Below are 20,652 nucleotides of genomic sequence, written 5' to 3'. Positions count from 1 at the left end.
ACTAATCGATTTAAATCCACGCCTCGGCGGCTGGATTCTTTGCCCGTCCGCCGTTATGAAGCTGCGGACTTGATCTTCGGCCTCCAACTCCCAGGGAGAGAACAATGACCGTCAGAGTTGCCATCAACGGATTCGGCCGCATCGGCCGCAACATCCTGCGCGCCATCCATGAATCCGGCCGCAAGGATATCGACGTCGTCGCGGTCAACGATCTCGGCCCGGTCGAGACCAACGCGCATCTGCTGCGCTTCGACAGCGTGCATGGCCGCTTTCCGCATGAGGTGACGGTTGACGGCGACCAGATCATCGTCGGCAAGGAAAAATTCAAGGTCACCGCGATCAAGGATCCGACGCAACTGCCCTGGAAGGAGCTTGGCATCGACATCGCGCTCGAATGCACCGGCATCTTCACCGCCCGCGACAAGGCCGTCGCCCATCTGACCGCCGGTGCCAAGCGCGTTCTCGTCTCCGCTCCGGCAGAGGGCGCCGATCTCACCGTCGTCTATGGCATCAATCACGACAAGCTGACCAAGGACCACATCGTCATCTCGAACGCCTCCTGCACCACCAACTGCCTGGCGCCGCTGGCGGCCGTGCTGAATGAGGCGGTCGGCATCGAGAAGGGCATGATGACGACGATCCATTCCTACACCGGCGACCAGCCGACGCTGGACACCATGCACAAGGACCTCTACCGCGCCCGCGCCGCCGCGCTGTCGCAGATTCCGACCTCGACCGGTGCTGCCAAGGCCATTGGCCTGGTACTGCCCGAACTCAAGGGCAAGCTCGACGGCATCTCCATCCGCGTGCCGACCCCGAACGTCTCGCTCGTCGATTTCAAGTTTATCGCCAAACGGCCGACCACCGTCCAGGAGATCAATGACGCGGTGATCGCCGCCTCGAACGGCAAGCTGAAGGGCATCCTCGCCGTTACCCGTCACCCCAATGTTTCGATCGACTTCAACCATGATCCGCATTCCTCGATCGTTGCGCTCGACCAGACCAAGGTCATGGACGGCAACTTCGTTTCGGTGCTGTCGTGGTACGACAATGAGTGGGGCTTTTCCAACCGCATGGGCGATACCGCCGTCGCCTTCGGCAAGACCATCGCCTGATCGCAGAGCCAGCTTCTCGACTTGGAGACGCCCGGCTCAGTCCGGGCGTTTTTCATTGCAGCACGAACCGCCGAGGCACGCTCCGCTGCTCGGGGGTGCCAAAACTTTCGACGATCGGCAGCGTGGGGCAAAAAGCCACGCTGCTGCCTTGCAGCGGCCATGTCTTCGCCCCACTCTCCCGTGATGCCGTAGCATATCGACTAGGGGCGACCAACGAATGGAGCATGGTATCTATCTTGTGACGCTCGTTGGCGCAGCACTTGTCGTTGCCGCCGCGTTTTCAAGCCTGATCGCCTTCCGTTTCGGCGCCCCTCTCCTGCTGCTGTTTCTCTGCATCGGCCTCGCCACCGGAACCGACGGTCTCGGCATCCATTTCGACAATGCCCGAGTTGCTTATTTTGCCGGCTCATTGGCGCTGGCGGTCATCCTTTTCGATTCCGGCTTCGGCACGCCGCTCAACGCCTTGCGGCAGGCGGCCGGGCCGGCGCTGTCGCTGGCCACATTCGGCGTCCTTTTGACCACCGGGCTCTTCGGCGCCGCCGCCTATTATCTGCTCGACCTGACCTGGCTGGAATCCTTCCTGCTCGGTGCCGCCGTCGCCTCGACCGACGCCGCGGCGGTGTTCTTCCTGCTGCGCGCCGGCGAGATCAATTTGCGCGAGCGCGTGCGGTCCACGCTCGAGGTGGAATCCGGCACAAATGACCCGATCGCCATCTTCCTGACCATCACGCTGGTCGAGGTCATCGCCGCCAATACCCACCCCGAGGCCAAGGTGCTGGTCACCGATCTTGCCGTCGGCTTCCTTGTCAACATGGGGCTCGGCGCGGTCATCGGCATTCTCGGCGGCATGGCCATTGTGCGCCTTGTCGATCGCCTCAATCTCGATCACGGCCTGCTGCCGATCTTCGTGCTGACGCTGTCGCTTATGGTGTTCGCTGCCGCCGGTGCCGTCGGCGGCTCCGGCTTCCTGGCGGTCTATCTCGCAGGCCTGATTGCCGGCAATTCCGATATCCGGGCCGTCACCATCCTCAAGCGCTTCCAGGACGGCATGTCGTGGCTGGCGCAGATCATCATGTTCCTGATCCTCGGCCTGTTCGCGACGCCTTCGCAATTTCCGGCGATCCTGGTGCCGGCAGTGCTGCTCGGCCTGTTCCTGGTATTTGTGGCACGGCCAATCGCCGTCTGGCTCTGCCTGGTGCCGTTCCGTCTGCCACGCCCGGAAGTCGCCTTCGTCTCGTGGGTTGGCCTGCGTGGTGCCGTGTCGATCCTGCTTGCCATCACGCCGCTGCTCGGCGGTCTTGAGAACGGCCGCCTCATCTTCAACACTGCCTTCATCATCGTGCTGGTCTCGCTGATCATCCAGGGATGGACCGTCGGGCCGCTGGCGCGCCGTCTCGGCCTTATCGTGCCGGCCCGCCTGGGACCGCTCGACAAGGTCGAATTGGAACTGCCGGGCTCCGCCCATCATGAGCTTCTCGCCTACCGCGTGGCACCTGGCAGCCCGGTGGCGCGCGGCGAACGCATTCCGCGCTGGGCGCGGCCGTCGCTGGTGCTGCGCGACGGACGCTCGATGCGCTTCCAGGATATGGGCCGGCTCGCGGCCGGCGACCATGTCTACATCTTCGTGCCGGACCGCTATCCGCGCCTGCTCGACAAGCTGTTCGCCAGCCGTGCCGTGGTCGATCCCGAGGACGCGGATTTCTTCGGGGCCTTCGCCCTCGATCCGTCACGCCCCGCCGAGGAACTGGAGACCGCCTACGCGCCGGGCCTGACCGAAGCGGAACGCAAGCTCAGCATTGGCGACCTGGTCACTACGCGGCTCGGCGGCCACGCCGAATACGCCGACCGCGTGCTACTCGGTCCGATCGAGCTGATCGTCCGCGACGTCGACGACAAGGGCAGGATCACCGGCCTTGGCCTGTCCTTTGAGCCGACCGCGCCGGTGGCGCGCGTTCCGGTGTTCCTCAGCGCCGGCGAAATCCGCGACCGCATCGCCGCCTTCATCCGCAACCGGCGCAAGCCGGCCGAGGCGCGGGCGGTCGAGGCGGCGGCCGAGATGGGACCGGTTCCGCAGCCCGTGGTGGAAAAGACAACTGGCGAAGGCTGACCGCTGTCCACCCGAGCCGCGGAACCCTGCCGCGAGGCTGAAGAATGGCTCGGCAACTGGTGTGGCGGGTCCATGTGGTCCGACATCGCCGGAAATGATCCCGATCGGCCGGTTGCGAGGGCGTCCGGCCGATCAGTCGCCAATTCTCCGGCGCGCCATAGGGGCGCGCTTAATTGTTGCGGGCCGCTACGAACTGCGCCGCTTGTTTCAGAAGCGCAGCTTGCTCGCCAAAAGGTTCGAGCAACGCATGAGCCTGGTCAACGAGGCCATGGAGCTGGCCCCGCGCCCAGTCCGGTCCGTGCAGCGCGACCAGCGTCGCCTTGCCGGCCGCGGCATCCTTGCCGGTCGCCTTGCCCATCTGATGCGCGTCGGCGGTCAGGTCGAGCAGATCGTCGGCAAGCTGAAAGGCAAGCCCGATCGCCGAGCCGAACTCGGCCAGCCTTTCGCGGTCGCCCGACGGCGCGCCGGCAAGGATAGCGCCCGCTTCGCAGGCAAAGCGGATCAGCGCACCGGTTTTCATCGCCTGAAGCCGGATGATGCCGGCCTCGTCCGGCCGGCTTTGTTCGGCTTCGAGATCGAGCATCTGGCCGCCGACCATGCTTCCCGCCCCGGCGGCGCGGGCCAGTGCCAGCACCAGCGTTGCCCTGCGCTCGGCCGGCAGCATTGTCGCCTCGTCGGCAAGGATGTCGAAGGCAAGTGTCAGCAAGGCGTCGCCCGCAAGAATGGCGGTCGCCTCATCGAAAGCCCTGTGCACGGTCGGCTGGCCGCGGCGCAAATCGTCGTCGTCCATGGCCGGCAGATCGTCATGGATGAGCGAATAGCAGTGCACGCATTCGAGCGCCGCCGCGACGCGCAGCGCCGCCTCGCCGTCGGCTGAAAACAGTGCAGCACTTTCCATGACCAGGAAGGGACGCAGTCGTTTGCCGCCGTTCAGCACGCCATGTCGCATTGCCGCCATCAGGCGTTCGGGCCGCGCGACCTCGCCCGAAAGCGTCCGTCCGTCGAGCAACCGCCTCAGCAGCGCCTCGAGCGGAACTGCCCGGGCAATAAGTGCAGCTTCGAACGCCATTTGGTCGTCTTTCGTCATGGTCGGGAGCGGTAGCCGACACTCAGACGTTGCGCAAGAAGCCAAGCGCCATTATGCCGGGGGCAGGGAGTAGCGCGGACTGGGTGGCTTGGCGGAACCGATCGTCGATCACGAAACCGAAGGGTTGGACATGGCGAGACCGAGACGCGGCAGCCGCATCGGTCTTCAACGCTGGGTCCGGCGCGGCATCGCCGTCGCGGTCGTGCTGGCGCTGGTGCCGGTGGTGCTGACCTTCCTGTACCTGCCGACATTCGTGCATCCGGTGTCGACATTGATGCTGAAGGACCTGGCGACGTTTTCTGGCTACGATCGGCGCTGGGTTTCCATCGACGATGTCGCGCCGGGGCTGGCATATTCGGTCATCATGTCGGAGGACGGGCAGTTCTGTTTCCATCGCGGCGTCGATCTGGGCGAGTTGCGCGGCGTCGTCGACGATGCGCTCGCCGGCGAGATGACACGTGGCGCCTCGACCATCACCATGCAGACGGTAAAGAATCTTTATCTATGGTCGCGGCCGTTGGGCTCGGTCCGTAAGGTCGTGGAACTGCCGCTGGCCGTCTATTTCGATGCGGTGCTGTCGAAACGGCGGATCATGGAGATCTACCTCAACATCGCCGAATGGGGACCGGGCATCTACGGCATCGAGGCCGCCGCCCAGCATCATTTCGGCGTCTCGGCAAAACAGCTGTCGCGCCGGCAGGCAGCGCTGCTTGCCGTCACCTTGCCGAATCCGATCGTGCGCAATCCTGCGAAGCCCGGGCCGGGACTGAGGCGGCTTGCCGCGTTGATCGAACGGCGCGCCGGCCGCGCCGGCGCCTATGTCGGTTGCCTGCGATAGTGTCAAAAAAAAACACGGCGACGCTGGCCAAAACGCCGTCGGGCGTGTATAGGCACCCGACTTTCTCAGATTCCGGCCCCTGATGTGGCCCTTTCACGAGGGCCGCCGGGGCGTTTTGACCATGTAGTGGAGCATATCCATGGCCGTTCCGAAACGAAAAACCTCTCCGTCGAAGCGCGGCATGCGCCGTTCTGCCGACGCACTGAAGGCCCCGACCTATGTCGAGGACAAGAACTCCGGCGAGATGCGCCGTCCGCACCATATCGACCTGAAGACCGGCATGTATCGCGGTCGCCAGGTTCTGGAGCCGAAGGAAAGCTGAGAGAGCTTTCGACGGTTTATGGGTTGCGAAACGACCGGCCATTGGCCGGTCTTTTTGCGTTTGCGACAACTGATCGTATCAGCCGGGCCTGACATTGTTGTTTCACGCCGTCTTTGTCCGTGTTTATCGGCCGCACGAAAATTCTTGACGGCGAACGCCGGGCGCACTCTACAAAGATCAGTCCAACCGGAGCCGCCACATGTTCGGTGCCATCCCGCTGCTGATCGTGCCTTTCATCCTCTACAATCTCGGGCTTCTGGGAATATTCGGCAGCGGCGACGATCCGTGGGCCACCGAAATGTTTTCGGTCCGGATGATGTCGGGTGGCGTGTTCTCGATGACCCTCGGCGACCTCATCGTGTTGATCGCACTGATCTTCTTGTTCGTCGAAGTGGTGAAGTCGACGCGCACGACAAATGCCTCGATCATGGACCATCTTTTGTCGACCTTCGTCTTTGTGGCCTATCTGGTCGAGTTCCTGCTGGTGAAGGGCGCCGCCCATTCCGTTTTCTTCACACTGATGGTCATAGCGCTGATCGACGTGCTGGCCGGCTTTTCGGTGTCGATGCGGTCGGCCACCCGCGACATCAATATGAGTTAAGGATCCCCACTCAGCCCGGGTCAGCGGTGAAGCCAGCCGCCTCGACGCCGGCGATGGCTGCCGTTTCATCATTGTCGGACGTGTCGCCGGAAATACCGATGGCGCCGATGATCGTGCCGGCGTTGTCGCGGATCAGCACGCCGCCGACGACCGGCAGGACGCGCCCGCCCGACACGTCGGAGACGCCGGCGATCAGATGCGGGCGCTCCTTGGCGAAAGCTTCCACCCGGCGCGAGCCCATGCCGATAGCGAGAGCGCCATAGGCCTTGCCGGCCGACATTTGCGGACGCAGGAAAGAGGCGCCGTCCTGACGCTGGAACGCGACCAGATGGGCGCCGGCGTCGAGCACCGAGACGCCAAGCGGCCTGAGCTTGAGCTCGGCACCCTTGGCAAAGGCGGCGACGATGATTTCAAGGGCTTTGTCGAGCGTCAGTGCGGTCATGGCCGTCTCCTAAACGCGCCAGTTATCAACCGGCAGAACAGCTCCGAGTGAACTGTTTCGCGTGCGAAAGGAAGCATGCATTCTGGGAGCGCCGGCCTATTTCTTCTTGGCGCGAGGCTTCTTCACCGGGGCCGGAGGCGCATTGGCCAGGTCTTCCGCTTCCTTGGCGAGGCGCAGCGCCCGCAGCTTGTTGGTCTTGGCTTGGCGAGCGTCGCTCTCGGCGACATATTCCGCCATCGCCTTCTGGCGAACCGTGGCTGCCTCTTCCTGTTTCTTGAAACGCAAATCGGCCCGCGCACGGGCAGTGTCCTTAGAGTTCTCGACCAAGAGCGTTATCCAATCCGTAAATTATCTTCAGTCCCTTGATAGCAGAGCCAGCCCGCAATTGGGAAAATAAGTTGGTCATGGCGCCGGATCGCAGCCGACTCGCTCCGCCTTGCGGGCGACGACCGCATCGTATCCGGCCTGCAAAGTCGCGCGGACGGTGGGTCCAGATGGGGCGGGAGACGCACCCAGATGCTCGTGGCGCAACTCGTTCATGAACTTATCCCACATCGGCGGGCCGCCTTTTTCCAGAAGCTCGGCGCGGATAGAGAGCTCTTCGCTGACCGGCAGCCAGACGCGGCCCCAGGCGCCGAGATGCGCCAGGATCGGCACCAGCGTAATCGCCATTTCGGTCAGGCTGTAGATCGCCTTTTGCTTGTGGGAGGGATCATCCGCCTTGGTCAGCATGCCGAGCTCCATCAGCCGCTTCAGCCGGTCGGCGAGGATGTTGGAGGCGATGCCCTCCATCGAGCCGTTGAGCAGTTCGCGAAAGTGGCGTCTGCCGCCGAAGATGATGTCGCGAAGGATGATCAGGCTCCACCGGTCACCGAACACTTCGAGCGACAGGTTGATGGGGCATCCGGACCGACGATCGATGTTCATGCGAATCTCCAAAAACCGGTTGCATTATCGTATCGGTTTTAATATCGTGCAACTGATTGCAAAATGCAATCGGATTGGAAGCCCAAGGAGGAAAGCCATGAAAAACGCCGAACACCCCGAAATCGCATCCCAGACGTTCGGCGATCCAGCCCATCCGGCGGTGTTGTTGATCATGGGCGCGATGGCTTCCATGCTTTGGTGGCCCGAAGCGTTTTGCCGGAAGCTGGCCGGCGAAGGTCGCTTCGTGATCCGCTATGACAATCGCGATACCGGCCGTTCGACCAAATACGCGCCGGGCGAGCCGCCTTATACATTCGACGACATGGCGGACGATGCTATCCGCGTCCTTGACGACCATGGAATCCGAAAGGCGCATGTGGTCGGCATGTCGATGGGCGGCATGATCGCGCAGCTTGTTGCGTTGAGATACCCGTCGCGTGTCACTTCGCTGACGGTGATCAGCAGCTCGCCCTTGGGCATCGATACGTCGCATTTGCCCGGAACCACCGAGGCCTATAGGAAACATTCGGCCGAAGGCGCGAAGGTCGACTGGTCTGACCGTGGCCAAGGGGTCGATTTCATGGTCAAAAACGCGCGTGCGCTCGCCGGCACCGCGCATCCGTTCGACGAGGCGCGGACGAGAGCGTTCGTGGAACAGGACTACGACCGGTCCGGCGGCTTTCTCAGCGCGACCAATCACTTCATGCTCAAGGGCGGCGAAGATCGGAGCGGCGAGGACTGGACGGGGCGGCTGCACGAGATGAAGATTCCGCTCCTCGTTATCCACGGCACCGACGATCCGATCTTTCCAGCCGAGCATGGCGCCGCTCTTGCCGACGCGGTCGCCGGTGCAAGACTGGTCCGGATCGAGGGCGGCGGCCACGAGCTGCATCCCGACGATTGGGCCGCGATCATCGATGCGATCGTCGCCCACAGCCGGGCCACGTAGCAGCGGGCCGAACCTTGACACCGGATGCCCGCGAGACGAAGCACCAAAGATAGGAGCAAAAATGTCCCTGACGATGCATCTTCATCCGCTGGCCTCCTTCTGCTGGAAACCGCTGATCGCGCTCTATGAGAACGGCACGCCATTCACATCCGTCGTTGTCGATCTCGGCAATGAACAGTCGCGCGCGGCGTTTCTGAAATTGTGGCCGCTCGGCAAGATGCCGGTGCTGCGCGATGAAACGCTGGACCGGACCGTGCCGGAATCGACGATCGTCATCGAATATCTCAACGCGAATTATCCTGGGCCGGTCGAACTGATCCCCGCCGATCTCGATCTCGCTCGCCAGACCCGGCTCGCCGACCGCTTCTATGACTTCTATGTCCAGGAACCGATGCAGAAGATCGTTGGTGACCGGCTGCGGCCGGAGGGCAAGACCGATCCGTTCGGCGTCGAGCAGGCCCGCGCCCAGCTGCGCAGCTCCTACGCCATCATTGAACAGGACATGCAATCGACGACATGGGCGGTGGGTGCGAGCTTCACCATGGCCGACTGCGCTGCCGCCCCCGCGCTGTTCTACGCCAACAAGGTCGAGCCGTTCGGAGACGAATATCCTGCGGTCAGGCGCTATCACGACCGGTTGCTGCAACGCCCCTCGGTTGCCCGTGTGATCGAGGAAGCGCAGCCGTATTTCAAGCTCTTCCCCTACAACAATGGCTAGAGTGGTTCATCGTTCACGGAAACGCCGAACCGCTCTATCTCTTTGTTTTTGCGCAATTCCGTACGGAAAACCGTTTCACACTTTTCCTGGAATTGCTCTAGGCCCGATGCTGCATAGTTGCTCGACGCGCTGACGATGCCTCTCAGCTTCCGGGTGAACCGAGCTGCTCCGCATCCCAGAACTGGTCAAGCCAGATGTTGAGCTTCAGGAAGCCGGCATTGCTGACCGTATAGACGCGCCTGGTGCCTTCCGGCTTGGCGTTGACCAACCCCGCATCAAGCAGCACCTTCAGGTGCTGCGAAACGGCCGGGCGGGACACCGGCAAGCCGGATGCCAATTCGTTGACGGTCTTCGGTCCGCGCCGGAGCTCTTCCAAGAGATGGCGCCGGTTGGGATCGGCAATCGCCATGAAGGCGTCGGAAAGCATCATGCCTTATTTGTGGGGCAAAGCGCCTCGAATCTCAACTGTCGGCTTCAGCTTTTCTGCGCGGGTCGAGCCGCAACGCTTCCGGCGTCACCGAGCGATCGGCGGGCTGGGTCTTGAAGGCATCGCGGCCTTCGATCGGCACCGGCGCGCGACGGCTGATGCGCAGCAGCGTATAGCCAGCCAGGCTGAGATGCGCGAGCGCAGTGGCCAGGAACAGCCCCTCAGGGCGCATCCAGCCCATCAGGCCGGCGGCCACCAGCGGACCGATCATCGTGCCGAAGCCATAAAGCAGCAGCAGGCCGCCCGACACTTTGACGAAGTCCTCCGATCGCGCATGGTCATTGGCATGCGCCACCGCGATCGAATAGAGCGTGTAGGCGAAGGCGCCGTAGGCGGCGGTGCAGACGATGACGAAGACGCCGGAGCGCGGTTCGAACAGGAAGATGGCGATGGCAAACAGCGCAGCGCCGAAGGCCGCGCCCGCCAGCACGAAACGACGGTCCGTCATGTCGGAGAGCCGCCCGGCCGGAAGCTGCATGGCGGCGCCGGCGATGACCACGAGGCTCATCATCAGCGCGATCTCGGCTGTCGAGATGCCGATGCGCGCTCCATAGACGGCACCAAGTGTACCCCAGGCGCCGTTGGCGATGCCGATCAGCACGCAAGCGATCGCCGACACCGGCGAATTGCCGTAGAGTCCCTTGACGTCAAGCGACACGTCCTGCAGCGGCTTGGGGTGAGACGCCGTCGAGACCGCCGTCGGGATCAGCGACAGGCAGAACAGAATGCCGGTGATCATGAACAGCGACGCCGATCTCACATCGCCGCCGGCAACGATCATCTGACCGCCCATGATCGAGGCATAGGTGACCATCATGTAGAGGCCGAAGACGGTGCCGCGGTTTTCGTTGGTGGCCTTCTCGTTGAGCCAGCTTTCGATGACCATGAAGGCGCCGGCCATGGTGAAGCCGGTGAAGGCGCGCAGCAGGATCCAGGTATATTCGTCGATGATCAGGCCGGTGAGCAGTGCGACGATCGCTCCCGATGCGGCAAAGGCGCCGAAAGCCCTGACATGACCGGCGCGGCGCACGATGCGTGGCGCAAAGAAGCAGCCGGTGACGAAGCCGCCGGCCCAAGCCGTGCCCATCAGGCCGAGCGATGCCGTCGAGAAGCCCTCCACCTGGCCGCGCAGCGGCAACAGCAGACCGTGCAGTCCGGATGCCGCCAACAGGAACGCCGTGCCGCGCAGCAGCGAGAGGATCGGTCTGTAGCTTGCGAACATTTTTCAATCCGGCTGGGGTTTAGGGCACAAGTCTGGAGACAGCGGCATTCGGGCTTTTCGGCGGCGTGCCCGAGCTTTTGGAATTACCCGCAGTAACTACCCGCGGCGAAACAGCGCCTCTGCCGCCGACTTGGTCGAGCCCTTGGTCTTGAGCTCGGCTTCCAGCCGGGCGATCTCGTCGCGCAGGATGCCGATCCGTTCGGACAATTCATCGACGGAAAGCAGCGACAGATCCTGCCCGATCTCGTGCGGGCGCGCTTTCTTCTTGGGTTCGTCGTCGAAGATCGCCATCGTCGCTCCTCCGTGATTGCCCATTTGCCTGATTTGCCAATGAGCATACATAGGGCAAGGGTATGGATGCAAATGGCGGGCAAGAGCTGGCACGAGAAACCGGCGGAGCACGACGGGAGAAATTCATGGCGAACGCACAGAAAATTCCGGCGAAGATGATGGCGATCGCCATATCGGAACCGGGCGGGCCGCGGGTGCTGAAAGCGGAAACCCGCGACGTACCGGTTCCCGGTCCCGGCGAGATCCTGATCCGGGTGCGGGCCGCCGGCGTCAACCGGCCGGACGTGCAACAGCGCAAGGGCGCCTATCCGCCACCGCCGGGAGCGTCGGATCTGCCGGGCCTGGAAGCAGCAGGCGAAGTCGCTGCCCTTGGTGACGAGATATCGCGCTGGCGCGTCGGCGACCGGGTCTGTGCGCTGACGGCGGGCGGCGGCTATGCCGAATATGTCAGAGTGCACGCCGGCAGCGTGCTGCCGCTGCCCGCCGGCTTTACCTACACCGAAGCGGCGGCGCTGCCGGAAAACTACTTCACTGTTTGGCACAATGTCTTCGAGCGCGGCGGCCTGAAGAGCGGCGAGACCCTGCTCGTGCATGGCGGCTCGTCGGGTATCGGCACCACGGCGATCCAGCTTGCCGCCGCTTTCGGCGCCTATGTCGTCACCACCGCCGGCAGCAAGGAGAAATGCGACGCCTGCCTCAAGCTCGGCGCCGACCGGGCGATCAACTACCGCGAAGAGGACTTCGTCGCCGCAGTCAAGGAGGCAACCGGCGGCAAGGGTGCCAATGTCATCCTCGACATGGTCGGCGGCGACTATGTGGCGCGAAACTATGAGGCTGCAGCCATGGAAGGCCGCATCGTCCAGATCGCGACGCAGGGCGGGGCGGTGGCGAGCGCCGATTTCTTCAAGATCATGGCCAAGCGGCTCGTGCACACAGGATCGCTGCTCAGGCCACGCACCGTGGAGTTCAAGGCGGCAGTTGCGGCTGCGCTGGAGGCGCAGGTTTGGCCGCTGCTCGGCACGCGCAAGGTTGCGCCGGTGATGGATACGATCTTCCCGCTCAAGGAAGCGTGGCGGGCGCATGAGCGGATGGAGGAGGGTGAGCACATCGGCAAGATTGTGCTCGATGTCGCCTGACGGCCCGCAAACAGGCTGAACGAAAGCTTAATGGTGCAATGCAACAAACGCATTGCGGCCATGCAAAAGCGTCTGTTCAATTTTTCATCGCCGATGCCTATTTACGCGGCATCAAAACGATGGAGGACTATCATGAACCCGATCCGCGCTTTCCGTAACTGGCGCATGTACAACGAAACCGTGCGCGAACTGAACCGGCTGAATGCTCGTCAGCTCAACGACCTCGGCATCAACCGCGGCGACATCGAGAGAATCGCCCGCAAAGGGCTTTGATCTCGAGCACGATCCCGCTCGAAGACCGGGCGCTGCTTTTCGGCAACGCCGAGCCGCGGTTCGGGATCAAGCTTTAGAAGCCAGAGCCGCAGCAGACGGATTTCCGTCGCCGGTTCCGAGCCCGCCCGACCTTGGTCTGGCGGGCTTTGTCTTTTTGAAGCTTTCGACTGCATGGCGTCATCTGCCGACCCCTTCGCGGTCTGCTGGTCGCGCTGCCGTGCCGTCCTTGACGCGCGCCTGCCAAAAACATTGCGAAACGGCGAACGAGCGGTTATATAGACCGCGATTTTCCCATTTTGGTGGCTCTAAACCACCGCCCGCGCGGGAACGCGGGCGAACGAGAAGGATTTTTGTAATGGCCAATACGCTGCTGATGCCAAAGGCGACCGCCGTCTGGCTGGTTGACAACACAGCGCTTTCCTTCGAGCAGATCGCGCAGTTCTGCGGACTGCATCCGCTTGAGGTCAAGGCGATCGCCGACGGCGAGTCGGCTCAAGGCATCAAGGGCATGGACCCGATCATGACCGGCCAGCTCACTCGCGACGAGATCGCGCGCGCCGAGAAGGACGCGAACCACCGGCTGAAGCTCTCCGATCCCAAGGTGCGGGTGCCGGAATCCAAACGCAAGGGTCCGCGCTACACGCCGCTGTCGAAGCGCCAGGACCGGCCCAACGCCATCCTCTGGCTGGTGCGCAACCATCCCGAGCTCAAGGATGCGCAGATTGCCCGCCTTGTCGGCACAACGAAGTCGACGATCGACCAGATCCGCGACAGAAAGCACTGGAACTCCGCCAATCTCCAGCCGATGGATCCGGTGACGCTCGGCCTGACGTCGCAGATCGACCTCGATATGGAAATCAACCGCGCCTCGCGCGGCCGCGAGCAGGCGCAGCCGGTCGGCGATACGCTGCTGCCGGCCGCCTTGACCGAACGGCTGGTGCCGGCGCCCGAAAAGCCGAAGGACGAGGACCGCGAACTTGACGCCAACGCCGTCTTCGCCAAGCTTTCGGCGCTGAAGTCGAAGGACAAGGACGCCGACGAAGAGGAATAGGTCTGGCATCCAAAACTAAAAGCCCGCTTTCAAGCGGGCTTTTTTTGTGATCTTCCGTGTCAGCTTCGCGCCGCCCGGTCCGGCGCCATGCCGTAATCCTCGCTGCGCTCCACCGCGCGATAGAAATCAGCGAGCTGCTTGCCGCGCTCCGGCTTGAAGGTGCGGCCGGCGATGACCACCGAGGCGATGCGGTCGATGCGGAAGGCGCGGAAATCGCCGCGCATCTCACACCAGGCGACCAAGGTCCACACCTTGCCCCAGAACCACAGGCCGAGCGGGCGGATGTCGCGCGCGGTGCTGCGGCCGGCCTCATCCGAATAGTCGATGGTCAGCACCTGACGTTTCTCGATGGACCGCTCGATCAGGTCGATGGCTTCGCGGGCGGCATCGCTTACCACCCACATCGGCGTGTGGATCTCGGTACGGGCGATGCGGTCCTTTTCGGCGTCGGGCAACACGGCGCCTATCTTGACCAGCGCCTCGTCGGCGGCTCGCGCCATGGCCGCGCCGCCAAAGGCGCGCACCATGCGGGCGCCGGCGACCAGCGCGACGATCTCGTCACGCGTGAACATCAGCGGCGGAAGATCGAAACCCTCCCTCATCATGTAGCCGACACCGGCCTCGCCGTCGATCGGCACGCCGGTCGACTGCAGGTCTGCGATGTCGCGATAGATCGTCCGCTCGGAAACCTCGAGCCACGTGCCCAGCTTCTGGGCGGTGACCAGACGACCACCACGCAGATGCTGCACGATCTGGAAGAGCCTGTCGGCGCGGCGCATCGTATGGTCCCTCGGCGTCTATCGTTCCAGCCCTTCGCGCTTGCGCTGCGCGGCGACGAAGGCCGCGCCGAAGGACAGTTTCCTCGTTGTCGGCGTGTTTGCGTCGACCACCCGCCAGAACGGCGCAAAGTCGCCCAGCGCCATGCCACGCTCAAGATCCTCGTTGGCGGCCTCGGCGACGGTGCGCAGATGATAGCCGATGGTGACCGGACATGTCATCTCGGCACCGTGCTCGATGGCGAGAGCGGTGCGCAAAGCGCGGATATTCATGTCCATGCCTTCGGGGATAGAGCGGATGAATGCATGGACCTGGCGAGCTGTAGGAACCAGCATCGGCTGGCCTTCGACGACGTCGCCGATGGTGCGTGGCGACGGTGTTATGCCGTTGATGCCAGGCGTGTTCAGCCTGTCGTTCCAGCTTTTCATCGATCGTCCTCTCGGCCATCCGGCTCCGGCGGCCATTGCACTATGGCACGAGCCTCCTGACACCATACTGTCAGGAGGCTTCAGCATGCCCATTTCAGCTCGTCGCCAGGTTGCATCCAAACGCCACGCGGAAAGCTTGCCTCAATTGCCGCCATTGCGGCGGTCGCCATACATGTCCGGCCAACCAATATCCTTGCGGATGTCCGCCGGCAGGGTGTTCATGAATCGCTGGGTGCGGATCTCATTGCGGATCGTCCGGATCTTGCCGACATAGTGCTGCACGCTACGCAGAATGGTAATACCGTTCATGGCTGGTCTCCTCTCTTTCGATGCAGGCACTATCGCACACCCCTGCTGACAGCAGTCTGTCAGGAGGGTGCGTCTCTCCTGACCGGCGTTCCGATTTGTCGACCGAAGTGATCAGGCAGTGCTGAAAAGAGGCCTGCTGCACTGGAAAGACGGCGATTCCGGAGCCGCTTTGACAGCCAGCCGCGATGCTGATCAAAGGCTGCATGTCGAAACTTCTCGCGCTCGTCATCATCGCCATGATGGTCATCCAGCTCATCAAGCCGCTTGGCTGGCCCGGGCTGAAGCGGCGCAGCGATTTCTGGAAGCTGGCGCTGCTGGCGATGGCGGCGATTTCGATTACGGCGGTGCTCGGGCACTGGACGTAATGCATGTCGCGCAAAAGTGTGCAGCGGTTTTGCGACAACGACATGCATAAAAACGAGAACCTGAAGCGCGTCGGATGAGGCCAATCGAACGCGACGCGCTTTAGTGCGGGCGGCCCGCTACGCGACGCCCGGTTCGTTGGCGAGCACCAGGCTGACCAGATGTTCCGCCCAGGCTCGGTAGCCGGCTTCCGAAGCGTGAAATCCATCCGATGCGAAGCCGGCATCGGCATCCGTGATCGGCAGCCGGGGCGCCGGTATGGCGCCGCGTTCGAGGCAAAGGCGCTCGCCCATCCGGTTCATTTTGACGGCGCGGATTTCGAGGATCTTGCCGAGCAGCGGCGGCATTGCCGGAGCCCGGGTGAACTCCAGCACCGGCGACCACACGACGCGCGCTTCCGGCCATTTGGCGCGCAGCGCGTAGAGCAGGCCGCCAAACTCGCGCTTGAAGCGCGGTACCGAATGAAAATTCTTGGTGTCGTTGGTACCGATGGCCAGCACGATATGCGTCCACGGATCGGCCGATAGATTGGGCAGCACATGATCGCGGATCTGGCCAGAGGTTGCCGAGTTGAAGCCGGCCGCCCGCCAGCGCACGGTGCGGCCGGTGCGTTGCGCAATCAGAACTGCCAGTTGCGCGGCCAATCCGTTTTCGGAATTGCCGATCCCTACCGAAGCGGCGGAGGAATCGCCAAGCACCAGAACCGAGATTGCTGGCACCAGGCCAGATATCTCGTGCATGACCGGACCTTGTGCCGGCAGCATGCGGGCGGTGCGGCGACGCACGCCAAGTCCTTGCCAGACATAAACCGGAAAGGCGAGCCAGGTGAGAAGGGTCGGAAAGCGCCGCATGGCAAGTCCCTTTTAGGGCATAGCGAACAGCACTTAGCGCATGTTGCACTGAAGGTGAACGACCTTGCAGCGACACCCTTGTCGCCTCAATGGCAACCGTCATGCGTCCCGGATTGGTCTTCATACTCGTCATGCAACCGCACCCAGTCCACCAAGCTATGGTGGGGACCGGTTTCGTTGCGGCCCTTCGGCGTCAGATCGAGATAGTGATAGGCGCCGATCAGCGGATCGCCGCCTCGCGAGCGCGAGATGAAAGTCAGGAAGATGTCGCCTTTCTCGTCGCGATAGAACACGCTAGTGCCGGGAAGATCCTTCGATTGCCGCGCGCGCCGCTCGAAATTGTAGGTCGTGTCGCCGGCCGCGATCTGCTTGTCGGTGAATGACACCTGCATGTCGAAGTTGAAGTCCGAAGCGTACGACGACACCCAGTCGAATTTCCAGCCCATGCGCTGCTTGTAGGGCAGAAGCTCGGCCAGCGGCGCCCGCGCCACCACCACAAGTGAGACGTCGTGATGCCTGAGATGCTGGTTGGCACCGTCGATGTGGTCGGCAAGGAACGAGCAGCCCTCGCAGCGATAATCGGCGCCCGGCCCGAACATGAAATGGTAGACGATCAGCTGGCTGTTGCCGTCGAACAGGTCAGGCAGTTTCTTTGGCCCTTGCTCGGTCTCGAAGACATAGTCCTTGCGGATCTTCAGCCACGGCAATTCGCGGCGTTCGGCGGCGACGCGGTCGCGAAAGCGCGTCAATTCCTTTTCGCGCGCCAGATGCGCCTTGTGCGCCTGAAACCAGTCTTCCTGCGATACGGTCTTGTTGTTTGGCATAGGTCTGCTCCTCTTTTCACGGAGGACGATCGGCAGCGAGGAATGCCGACACAGAGCTGCATTTTTAGTTGCAGGAAATCGCAGACCTTGCTGCTTTCAAACAAACCCGGGCACATGGCCCGGGTCGGAGGGAACGCAACCTGAATTCCGTCAGGCGGCTTGCTCCAGCGTCGGCTGCCATTGTCCAAGCGCTGCCAGATGGTTCATGTGGGCGCGATGGGCGAAGGCAGCCTGTGCGGCGGCGACGTTTGCCGGCTTGCCGCTCCAGGCCTTCTGCGGAGCGGCCTGCAAGGCGCGGCCGTAGGAGAAGGTCAGCTTCCACGGATGCGGGCCGATAGCGTTGATGGCATTGAGGTTGGCGGTCGCCTGCTCGTCCGTTTGTCCGCCTGACAGGAAGGCGATGCCTCCGATCGCGGCCGGCACCGTCTCGCGGAACAGTTTTATTGTCTTCTCGGCGACTTCGTCGGGGCTGCTGACCTTGCCTGATTTCTTGCCGGCCAGCACCATGTTCGGCTTCAGGATGGTGCCTTCGAGCACGACGCGAGCCGCATAGAGCTCGGTGTACAACTTTGTCAGTGTCGCCTTGCTGATCTCGTAGCAGGTGTCGATGTCGTGGGCGCCGTCCATCAGCACCTCCGGCTCGACGATCGGCACGATGCCGGCCTCCTGGCAAAGCGCGGCGTAACGGGCGAGCGCATGGGCGTTCGAGCCGATCGAGGTGGCGGAAGGCACGCCCTTGGCAACATCGATGTCGATCACCGCGCGCCATTTGGCAAAGCGGGCGCCGAGCTTGTAATAGTCGGCAAGGCGTTCGCGCAGGCCGTCCAGGCCTTCGGTGATGGTGTCGCCGGGAAAGCCGGCCAGCGGCTTGGCGCCGGCATCGACCTTGATACCGGGGAGAGCGCCTGATGCCTTGATGATGTCGACCAGCGGTGTGCCGTCGGCGGCCTTCTGGTGAATGGTCTCGTCGTAGAGGATGACGCCGGAAATGTACTTGGTCATTGCATCGCTGGCGCGGAACATCATCTCGCGATAGTCGCGGCGACTGTCGGCGGTCGACTCGACACCGATGACGTCGAAGCGCTTCTTGATGGTGCCGGAGCTCTCGTCGGCAGCCAGCAGGCCTTTGCCATTGGCCACCATCGCGGCAGCAATGTCCTCGAGACGTTCGCTCATCGTGCTTCTCCTGAAAGAATTGATCCGTGCCCAGCAGACCACCAGAGCAACGCAGGTTCAAGTCGAACAATTTCACCGGGTAGGCGCGAATCGATTGAAAGTCGCGGGCGCCCTCTTTCGCGCTGTTATTGCTGCCGCGCTCAGCGCTTCAAGATGTCGACGCCGGGCAAGGGCTTGCCTTCCATCCACTCCAGGAAAGCGCCGCCAGCCGTCGAGACATAGGTGAAGTCGTCGGCAACGCCGGCATGGTTGAGCGCCGCCACCGTATCGCCGCCGCCGGCGACCGAGATCAGTCTGCCGGCCCTGGTGCGCGCTGCCGCGTGCCTGGCCGTCGCCACCGTTGCGTGGTCGAATGGCTCGATCTCGAAGGCGCCGAGCGGCCCGTTCCAGACCAGCGTCGCGGCGCGGTCGATCCATTCGGCAATGGTTTTCACGGTCTTTGCGCCGACGTCGAGGATCATGCCGTCGGCCGGCACGTCTGCTATGGCGACGGTCTCGCTGGCGGCGCCGGCCTTGAACTCCCTGGCGACAACGCCGTCGGCGGGCAGGATGATGGCGCAGCCGGCCTCGGCCGCCTCGATCATGATCTGCTTGGCGGTGGTCGCGAGATCACGCTCGCACAAGGATTTCCCGACATCGGTGCCGCGTGCCGCGAGAAACGTGTTGGCCATGCCGCCGCCGATGACCAGCGCGTCGACCTTCTTCACCAGGTTCATCAACAGGTCGATCTTGGTCGAGACCTTGGCGCCGCCGACGATGGCGACAACCGGACGGACGGGATTTCCAAGACCCTTTTCCAACGCATCGAGCTCGGCCTGCATGGTGCGGCCGGCGAAGGAAGGCTGCACATGCGCCAACCCTTCCGTCGACGAGTGGGCGCGGTGCGCAGCGGAGAAGGCGTCGTTGACGAAAATGTCGCCGTTGGCGGCGAGCTTTTCGGTGAAGGCCGGATCGTTCTGCTCCTCGCCCTTATGGAAGCGGGTGTTCTCGAGCAGCAGCACGTCGCCATTATTCATGGCAGCAATGGCATTTCCCGCCTTGTCGCCGATGCAGTCGGCGGCAAAGCCAACCGGGCGGCCGAGCACTTCCGCCGTCGCCTTGGCGATCGGCTCGAGCGAGAATTCCGCCGCCGGTCCATCCTTCGGCCGGCCGAAATGGGCAAGCAGGATGACCTTGGCGCCCTTGCCGGAGAGCTCGGCAATGGTCGGCGCAATGCGCTCGATGCGGGTGGCGTCGGTGACCTTGCCCTCGGCGACGGGAACGTTGAGGTCGACACGCACCAGCACACGCTTGCCGCTGATATTGCCGATGTCGTCCAGTGTCTTGAAGCCGGCCATGCTGATCCCTTTCGCGAAAAATCGCGGGGACCTTACCCCGCATCGACGACGATGCAAGACCTGCCTAACGGTTCACCGAAAATATGATTCACGTATCGAGGATGAAGTGCCCACGGGGAGCGAGATGGGCAGCAATGGCGCAAAACGCACCGACATATGGCTTTACCGGTTGCGCACCACGATGCAGGCGCCGCCGACGCTTTGCAGCTTGTCGCAGATCGTGTCGGCCTTGGCTCTGCTATCGGCGCCGATCCGCACGGCATAGATGCCGCGCCTGCCGATCGGTGTGCGGACCCGGCTGACCACCGGATCGTGGCCGGCAAGCAGTGCCGGGAACCGGCTTTTCACTCTCAGCCACTGGTTGAGCGCCGCGGCGCGGCGAAAATTGCCGGCCACCTGCACGCCCCACGGCTTGATGTTGATCGACGACATCGGCACGGTTCTGGACATGATCACCGGCAGCTCGCGGCAAGCAGCAGCGAAACTCGCCTTCTTGTCGAGCGGCCGGATGACGCCGGCGTAGGCGGTATTGGTGAAGTTGTCGGCCGGCTCGCCCATGACGTCCAGAACGTAGCTTTCGGTCTCCATCGGCAAGAAGCCGCCGGAATTCAGCCAGCGCGTCACCCGGCTCTCGCCGGCATTGTAGGCTGCGGCGGCGAGGCCGAGATTGCCGAAACCGGATTTCATTTCGGCGAGGTATTTTGCCGAGGCCGGGATCGCCTGTTCGATGTCGAAGGAATTGGCGAGCCCGCGCATCTTGGCGGTACCCGGCATGAATTGGGCGATACCCTCAGCGCCGACGGGGCTGACCGCATTGGGATCGAAACGGCTTTCCTTCCAGATCAGCCGGGCAAAGAAATCCCGGGGCAGCCCGTTCTGGTCGGCATGCGTCTCGATCAGGTTGCAAACCTGGTCGATCAGCTTCTTTTTGGCGGGCCGTGGTGGATCGGCCTGAACGGCTGTCGCCCAGATCAGCCCGCAAATGACAACCAGCGCCGCGCCCAGCAAACGCCGCATCGAA

The 20,652-nt window shown here is 63.1% G+C and carries 26 protein-coding genes; 11 read left to right on the top strand and 15 right to left on the bottom strand.

Features of this window, described 5'->3' with window-relative positions; genetic code table 11:
* Positions 1-104 precede the first annotated feature (104 nt).
* Together gap and NKH30_RS08250 are read left to right on the top strand one after the other, a co-directional pair.
* Positions 105-1,115, top strand: coding sequence for a type I glyceraldehyde-3-phosphate dehydrogenase (gap, locus tag NKH30_RS08255; protein ID WP_023678507.1), 1,011 nt, complete (start codon positions 105-107; stop codon positions 1,113-1,115).
* 217 nt (positions 1,116-1,332) lie between these two features.
* The gene (locus NKH30_RS08250; RefSeq protein WP_352768229.1) at positions 1,333-3,222 is read left to right on the top strand and encodes a potassium/proton antiporter; all 1,890 of its coding nucleotides are present in this window, start codon (positions 1,333-1,335) and stop codon (positions 3,220-3,222) included.
* Between the two features lie 169 nt (positions 3,223-3,391).
* Here NKH30_RS08250 and NKH30_RS08245 read toward each other — a convergent pair whose 3' ends face one another.
* Complete coding sequence (locus NKH30_RS08245) at positions 3,392-4,309, bottom strand: polyprenyl synthetase family protein (protein ID WP_352457948.1); 918 nt, start codon at positions 4,307-4,309, stop codon at positions 3,392-3,394.
* Positions 4,310-4,388: 79 nt separating this feature from the next.
* On the opposite strand from NKH30_RS08245, the gene NKH30_RS08240 reads away from it, so the two are divergent.
* The 3 genes from NKH30_RS08240 (at position 4,389) to NKH30_RS08230 (ending at position 6,070) form a co-directional block, all read left to right on the top strand.
* A complete protein-coding gene (locus NKH30_RS08240) occupies positions 4,389-5,147 on the top strand; it encodes a biosynthetic peptidoglycan transglycosylase (RefSeq protein WP_352724412.1) in 759 nt (252 codons plus the stop codon).
* A 139-nt stretch (positions 5,148-5,286) separates the two neighbouring features.
* Positions 5,287-5,469, top strand: a complete 183-nt coding sequence (gene rpmF, locus NKH30_RS08235; RefSeq protein ID WP_006203806.1) for a 50S ribosomal protein L32 — start codon at positions 5,287-5,289, stop codon at positions 5,467-5,469.
* A 199-nt stretch (positions 5,470-5,668) separates the two neighbouring features.
* Positions 5,669-6,070, top strand: a complete 402-nt coding sequence (locus NKH30_RS08230; RefSeq protein ID WP_023678503.1) for a hypothetical protein — start codon at positions 5,669-5,671, stop codon at positions 6,068-6,070.
* A 10-nt stretch (positions 6,071-6,080) separates the two neighbouring features.
* On the opposite strand, the gene NKH30_RS08225 is transcribed toward NKH30_RS08230, so the two are convergent.
* The 3 genes from NKH30_RS08225 to NKH30_RS08215 all read right to left on the bottom strand — a co-directional run bounded on the left by NKH30_RS08225 (position 6,081) and on the right by NKH30_RS08215 (position 7,439).
* Complete coding sequence (locus tag NKH30_RS08225; protein WP_352768232.1) at positions 6,081-6,512, bottom strand: GlcG/HbpS family heme-binding protein; 432 nt, start codon at positions 6,510-6,512, stop codon at positions 6,081-6,083.
* Between the two features lie 96 nt (positions 6,513-6,608).
* The gene (locus tag NKH30_RS08220; protein WP_023678501.1) at positions 6,609-6,839 is read right to left on the bottom strand and encodes a hypothetical protein; all 231 of its coding nucleotides are present in this window, start codon (positions 6,837-6,839) and stop codon (positions 6,609-6,611) included.
* Between the two features lie 75 nt (positions 6,840-6,914).
* Entirely contained in the window at positions 6,915-7,439 is a 525-nt protein-coding gene (locus NKH30_RS08215) for a winged helix-turn-helix transcriptional regulator (RefSeq protein ID WP_352451127.1), read from the bottom strand.
* Positions 7,440-7,536: 97 nt separating this feature from the next.
* Between NKH30_RS08215 and NKH30_RS08210 the strand changes: the two genes are divergently transcribed.
* Positions 7,537-8,388, top strand: coding sequence for an alpha/beta fold hydrolase (locus NKH30_RS08210; RefSeq protein ID WP_352768235.1), 852 nt, complete (start codon positions 7,537-7,539; stop codon positions 8,386-8,388).
* Positions 8,389-8,449: 61 nt separating this feature from the next.
* Entirely contained in the window at positions 8,450-9,106 is a 657-nt protein-coding gene (locus NKH30_RS08205) for a glutathione S-transferase family protein (RefSeq protein WP_352677877.1), read from the top strand.
* A gap of 142 nt (positions 9,107-9,248) precedes the next feature.
* Here the strand turns inward: NKH30_RS08205 and NKH30_RS08200 are convergent, their stop codons facing one another.
* The 3 genes from NKH30_RS08200 to NKH30_RS08190 all read right to left on the bottom strand — a co-directional run bounded on the left by NKH30_RS08200 (position 9,249) and on the right by NKH30_RS08190 (position 11,106).
* Positions 9,249-9,536: an ArsR/SmtB family transcription factor gene (locus NKH30_RS08200; protein ID WP_023678497.1), complete on the bottom strand. Its 288-nt coding sequence runs from the start codon at positions 9,534-9,536 to the stop codon at positions 9,249-9,251.
* Positions 9,537-9,567: 31 nt separating this feature from the next.
* The gene (locus tag NKH30_RS08195) at positions 9,568-10,815 is read right to left on the bottom strand and encodes an MFS transporter (protein ID WP_352677879.1); all 1,248 of its coding nucleotides are present in this window, start codon (positions 10,813-10,815) and stop codon (positions 9,568-9,570) included.
* Between the two features lie 96 nt (positions 10,816-10,911).
* Positions 10,912-11,106, bottom strand: coding sequence for a DUF1192 domain-containing protein (locus NKH30_RS08190; RefSeq protein WP_023678495.1), 195 nt, complete (start codon positions 11,104-11,106; stop codon positions 10,912-10,914).
* 125 nt (positions 11,107-11,231) lie between these two features.
* Here NKH30_RS08190 and NKH30_RS08185 point away from each other — a divergent pair, with 125 nt between their 5' ends.
* The 3 genes from NKH30_RS08185 to NKH30_RS08175 all read left to right on the top strand — a co-directional run bounded on the left by NKH30_RS08185 (position 11,232) and on the right by NKH30_RS08175 (position 13,566).
* Positions 11,232-12,242 (top strand): NAD(P)H-quinone oxidoreductase, encoded by a 1,011-nt coding sequence (locus NKH30_RS08185; RefSeq protein WP_352452476.1) that lies wholly within the window; start codon positions 11,232-11,234, stop codon positions 12,240-12,242.
* 132 nt (positions 12,243-12,374) lie between these two features.
* Complete coding sequence (locus NKH30_RS08180) at positions 12,375-12,515, top strand: DUF1127 domain-containing protein (protein ID WP_023678493.1); 141 nt, start codon at positions 12,375-12,377, stop codon at positions 12,513-12,515.
* Positions 12,516-12,870: 355 nt separating this feature from the next.
* Positions 12,871-13,566, top strand: a complete 696-nt coding sequence (locus tag NKH30_RS08175; RefSeq protein ID WP_023678492.1) for a DUF1013 domain-containing protein — start codon at positions 12,871-12,873, stop codon at positions 13,564-13,566.
* Between the two features lie 59 nt (positions 13,567-13,625).
* Here NKH30_RS08175 and NKH30_RS08170 read toward each other — a convergent pair whose 3' ends face one another.
* The 3 genes from NKH30_RS08170 to NKH30_RS08160 form a co-directional block, all read right to left on the bottom strand.
* Entirely contained in the window at positions 13,626-14,345 is a 720-nt protein-coding gene (locus NKH30_RS08170) for a helix-turn-helix transcriptional regulator (protein WP_023678491.1), read from the bottom strand.
* Positions 14,346-14,363: 18 nt separating this feature from the next.
* Positions 14,364-14,771, bottom strand: a complete 408-nt coding sequence (locus tag NKH30_RS08165) for a hypothetical protein (protein ID WP_352471152.1) — start codon at positions 14,769-14,771, stop codon at positions 14,364-14,366.
* 141 nt (positions 14,772-14,912) lie between these two features.
* Entirely contained in the window at positions 14,913-15,080 is a 168-nt protein-coding gene (locus NKH30_RS08160; protein ID WP_023678489.1) for a hypothetical protein, read from the bottom strand.
* 203 nt (positions 15,081-15,283) lie between these two features.
* On the opposite strand from NKH30_RS08160, the gene NKH30_RS08155 reads away from it, so the two are divergent.
* Positions 15,284-15,445 carry a hypothetical protein gene (locus tag NKH30_RS08155; RefSeq protein ID WP_008873884.1) on the top strand — a complete coding sequence of 54 codons (162 nt, stop codon included), beginning with the start codon at positions 15,284-15,286 and terminating at the stop codon, positions 15,443-15,445.
* 117 nt (positions 15,446-15,562) lie between these two features.
* Here NKH30_RS08155 and NKH30_RS08150 read toward each other — a convergent pair whose 3' ends face one another.
* From NKH30_RS08150 to NKH30_RS08130, 5 genes are all read right to left on the bottom strand, one after another.
* On the bottom strand, positions 15,563-16,294 hold the full coding sequence (locus NKH30_RS08150) for an SGNH/GDSL hydrolase family protein (RefSeq protein ID WP_352613482.1): 732 nt from the start codon (positions 16,292-16,294) through the stop codon (positions 15,563-15,565).
* A gap of 86 nt (positions 16,295-16,380) precedes the next feature.
* Positions 16,381-17,118, bottom strand: coding sequence for a DUF899 domain-containing protein (locus NKH30_RS08145; RefSeq protein WP_352613480.1), 738 nt, complete (start codon positions 17,116-17,118; stop codon positions 16,381-16,383).
* Positions 17,119-17,268: 150 nt separating this feature from the next.
* Positions 17,269-18,294 (bottom strand): class I fructose-bisphosphate aldolase, encoded by a 1,026-nt coding sequence (locus tag NKH30_RS08140; RefSeq protein WP_352994829.1) that lies wholly within the window; start codon positions 18,292-18,294, stop codon positions 17,269-17,271.
* Between the two features lie 140 nt (positions 18,295-18,434).
* Positions 18,435-19,631 (bottom strand): phosphoglycerate kinase, encoded by a 1,197-nt coding sequence (locus NKH30_RS08135; protein WP_352540261.1) that lies wholly within the window; start codon positions 19,629-19,631, stop codon positions 18,435-18,437.
* Positions 19,632-19,793: 162 nt separating this feature from the next.
* Positions 19,794-20,648, bottom strand: coding sequence for a transglycosylase SLT domain-containing protein (locus NKH30_RS08130; RefSeq protein ID WP_352452482.1), 855 nt, complete (start codon positions 20,646-20,648; stop codon positions 19,794-19,796).
* Between the last annotated feature and the right edge of the window lie 4 nt (positions 20,649-20,652).

This window comes from Mesorhizobium sp. M1273, from assembly GCF_040318195.1.
Lineage (GTDB): Bacteria > Pseudomonadota > Alphaproteobacteria > Rhizobiales > Rhizobiaceae > Mesorhizobium.
Note: the sequence above shows the minus strand (reverse complement) of the source record. Positions and strands in the feature narration are given on the sequence as shown.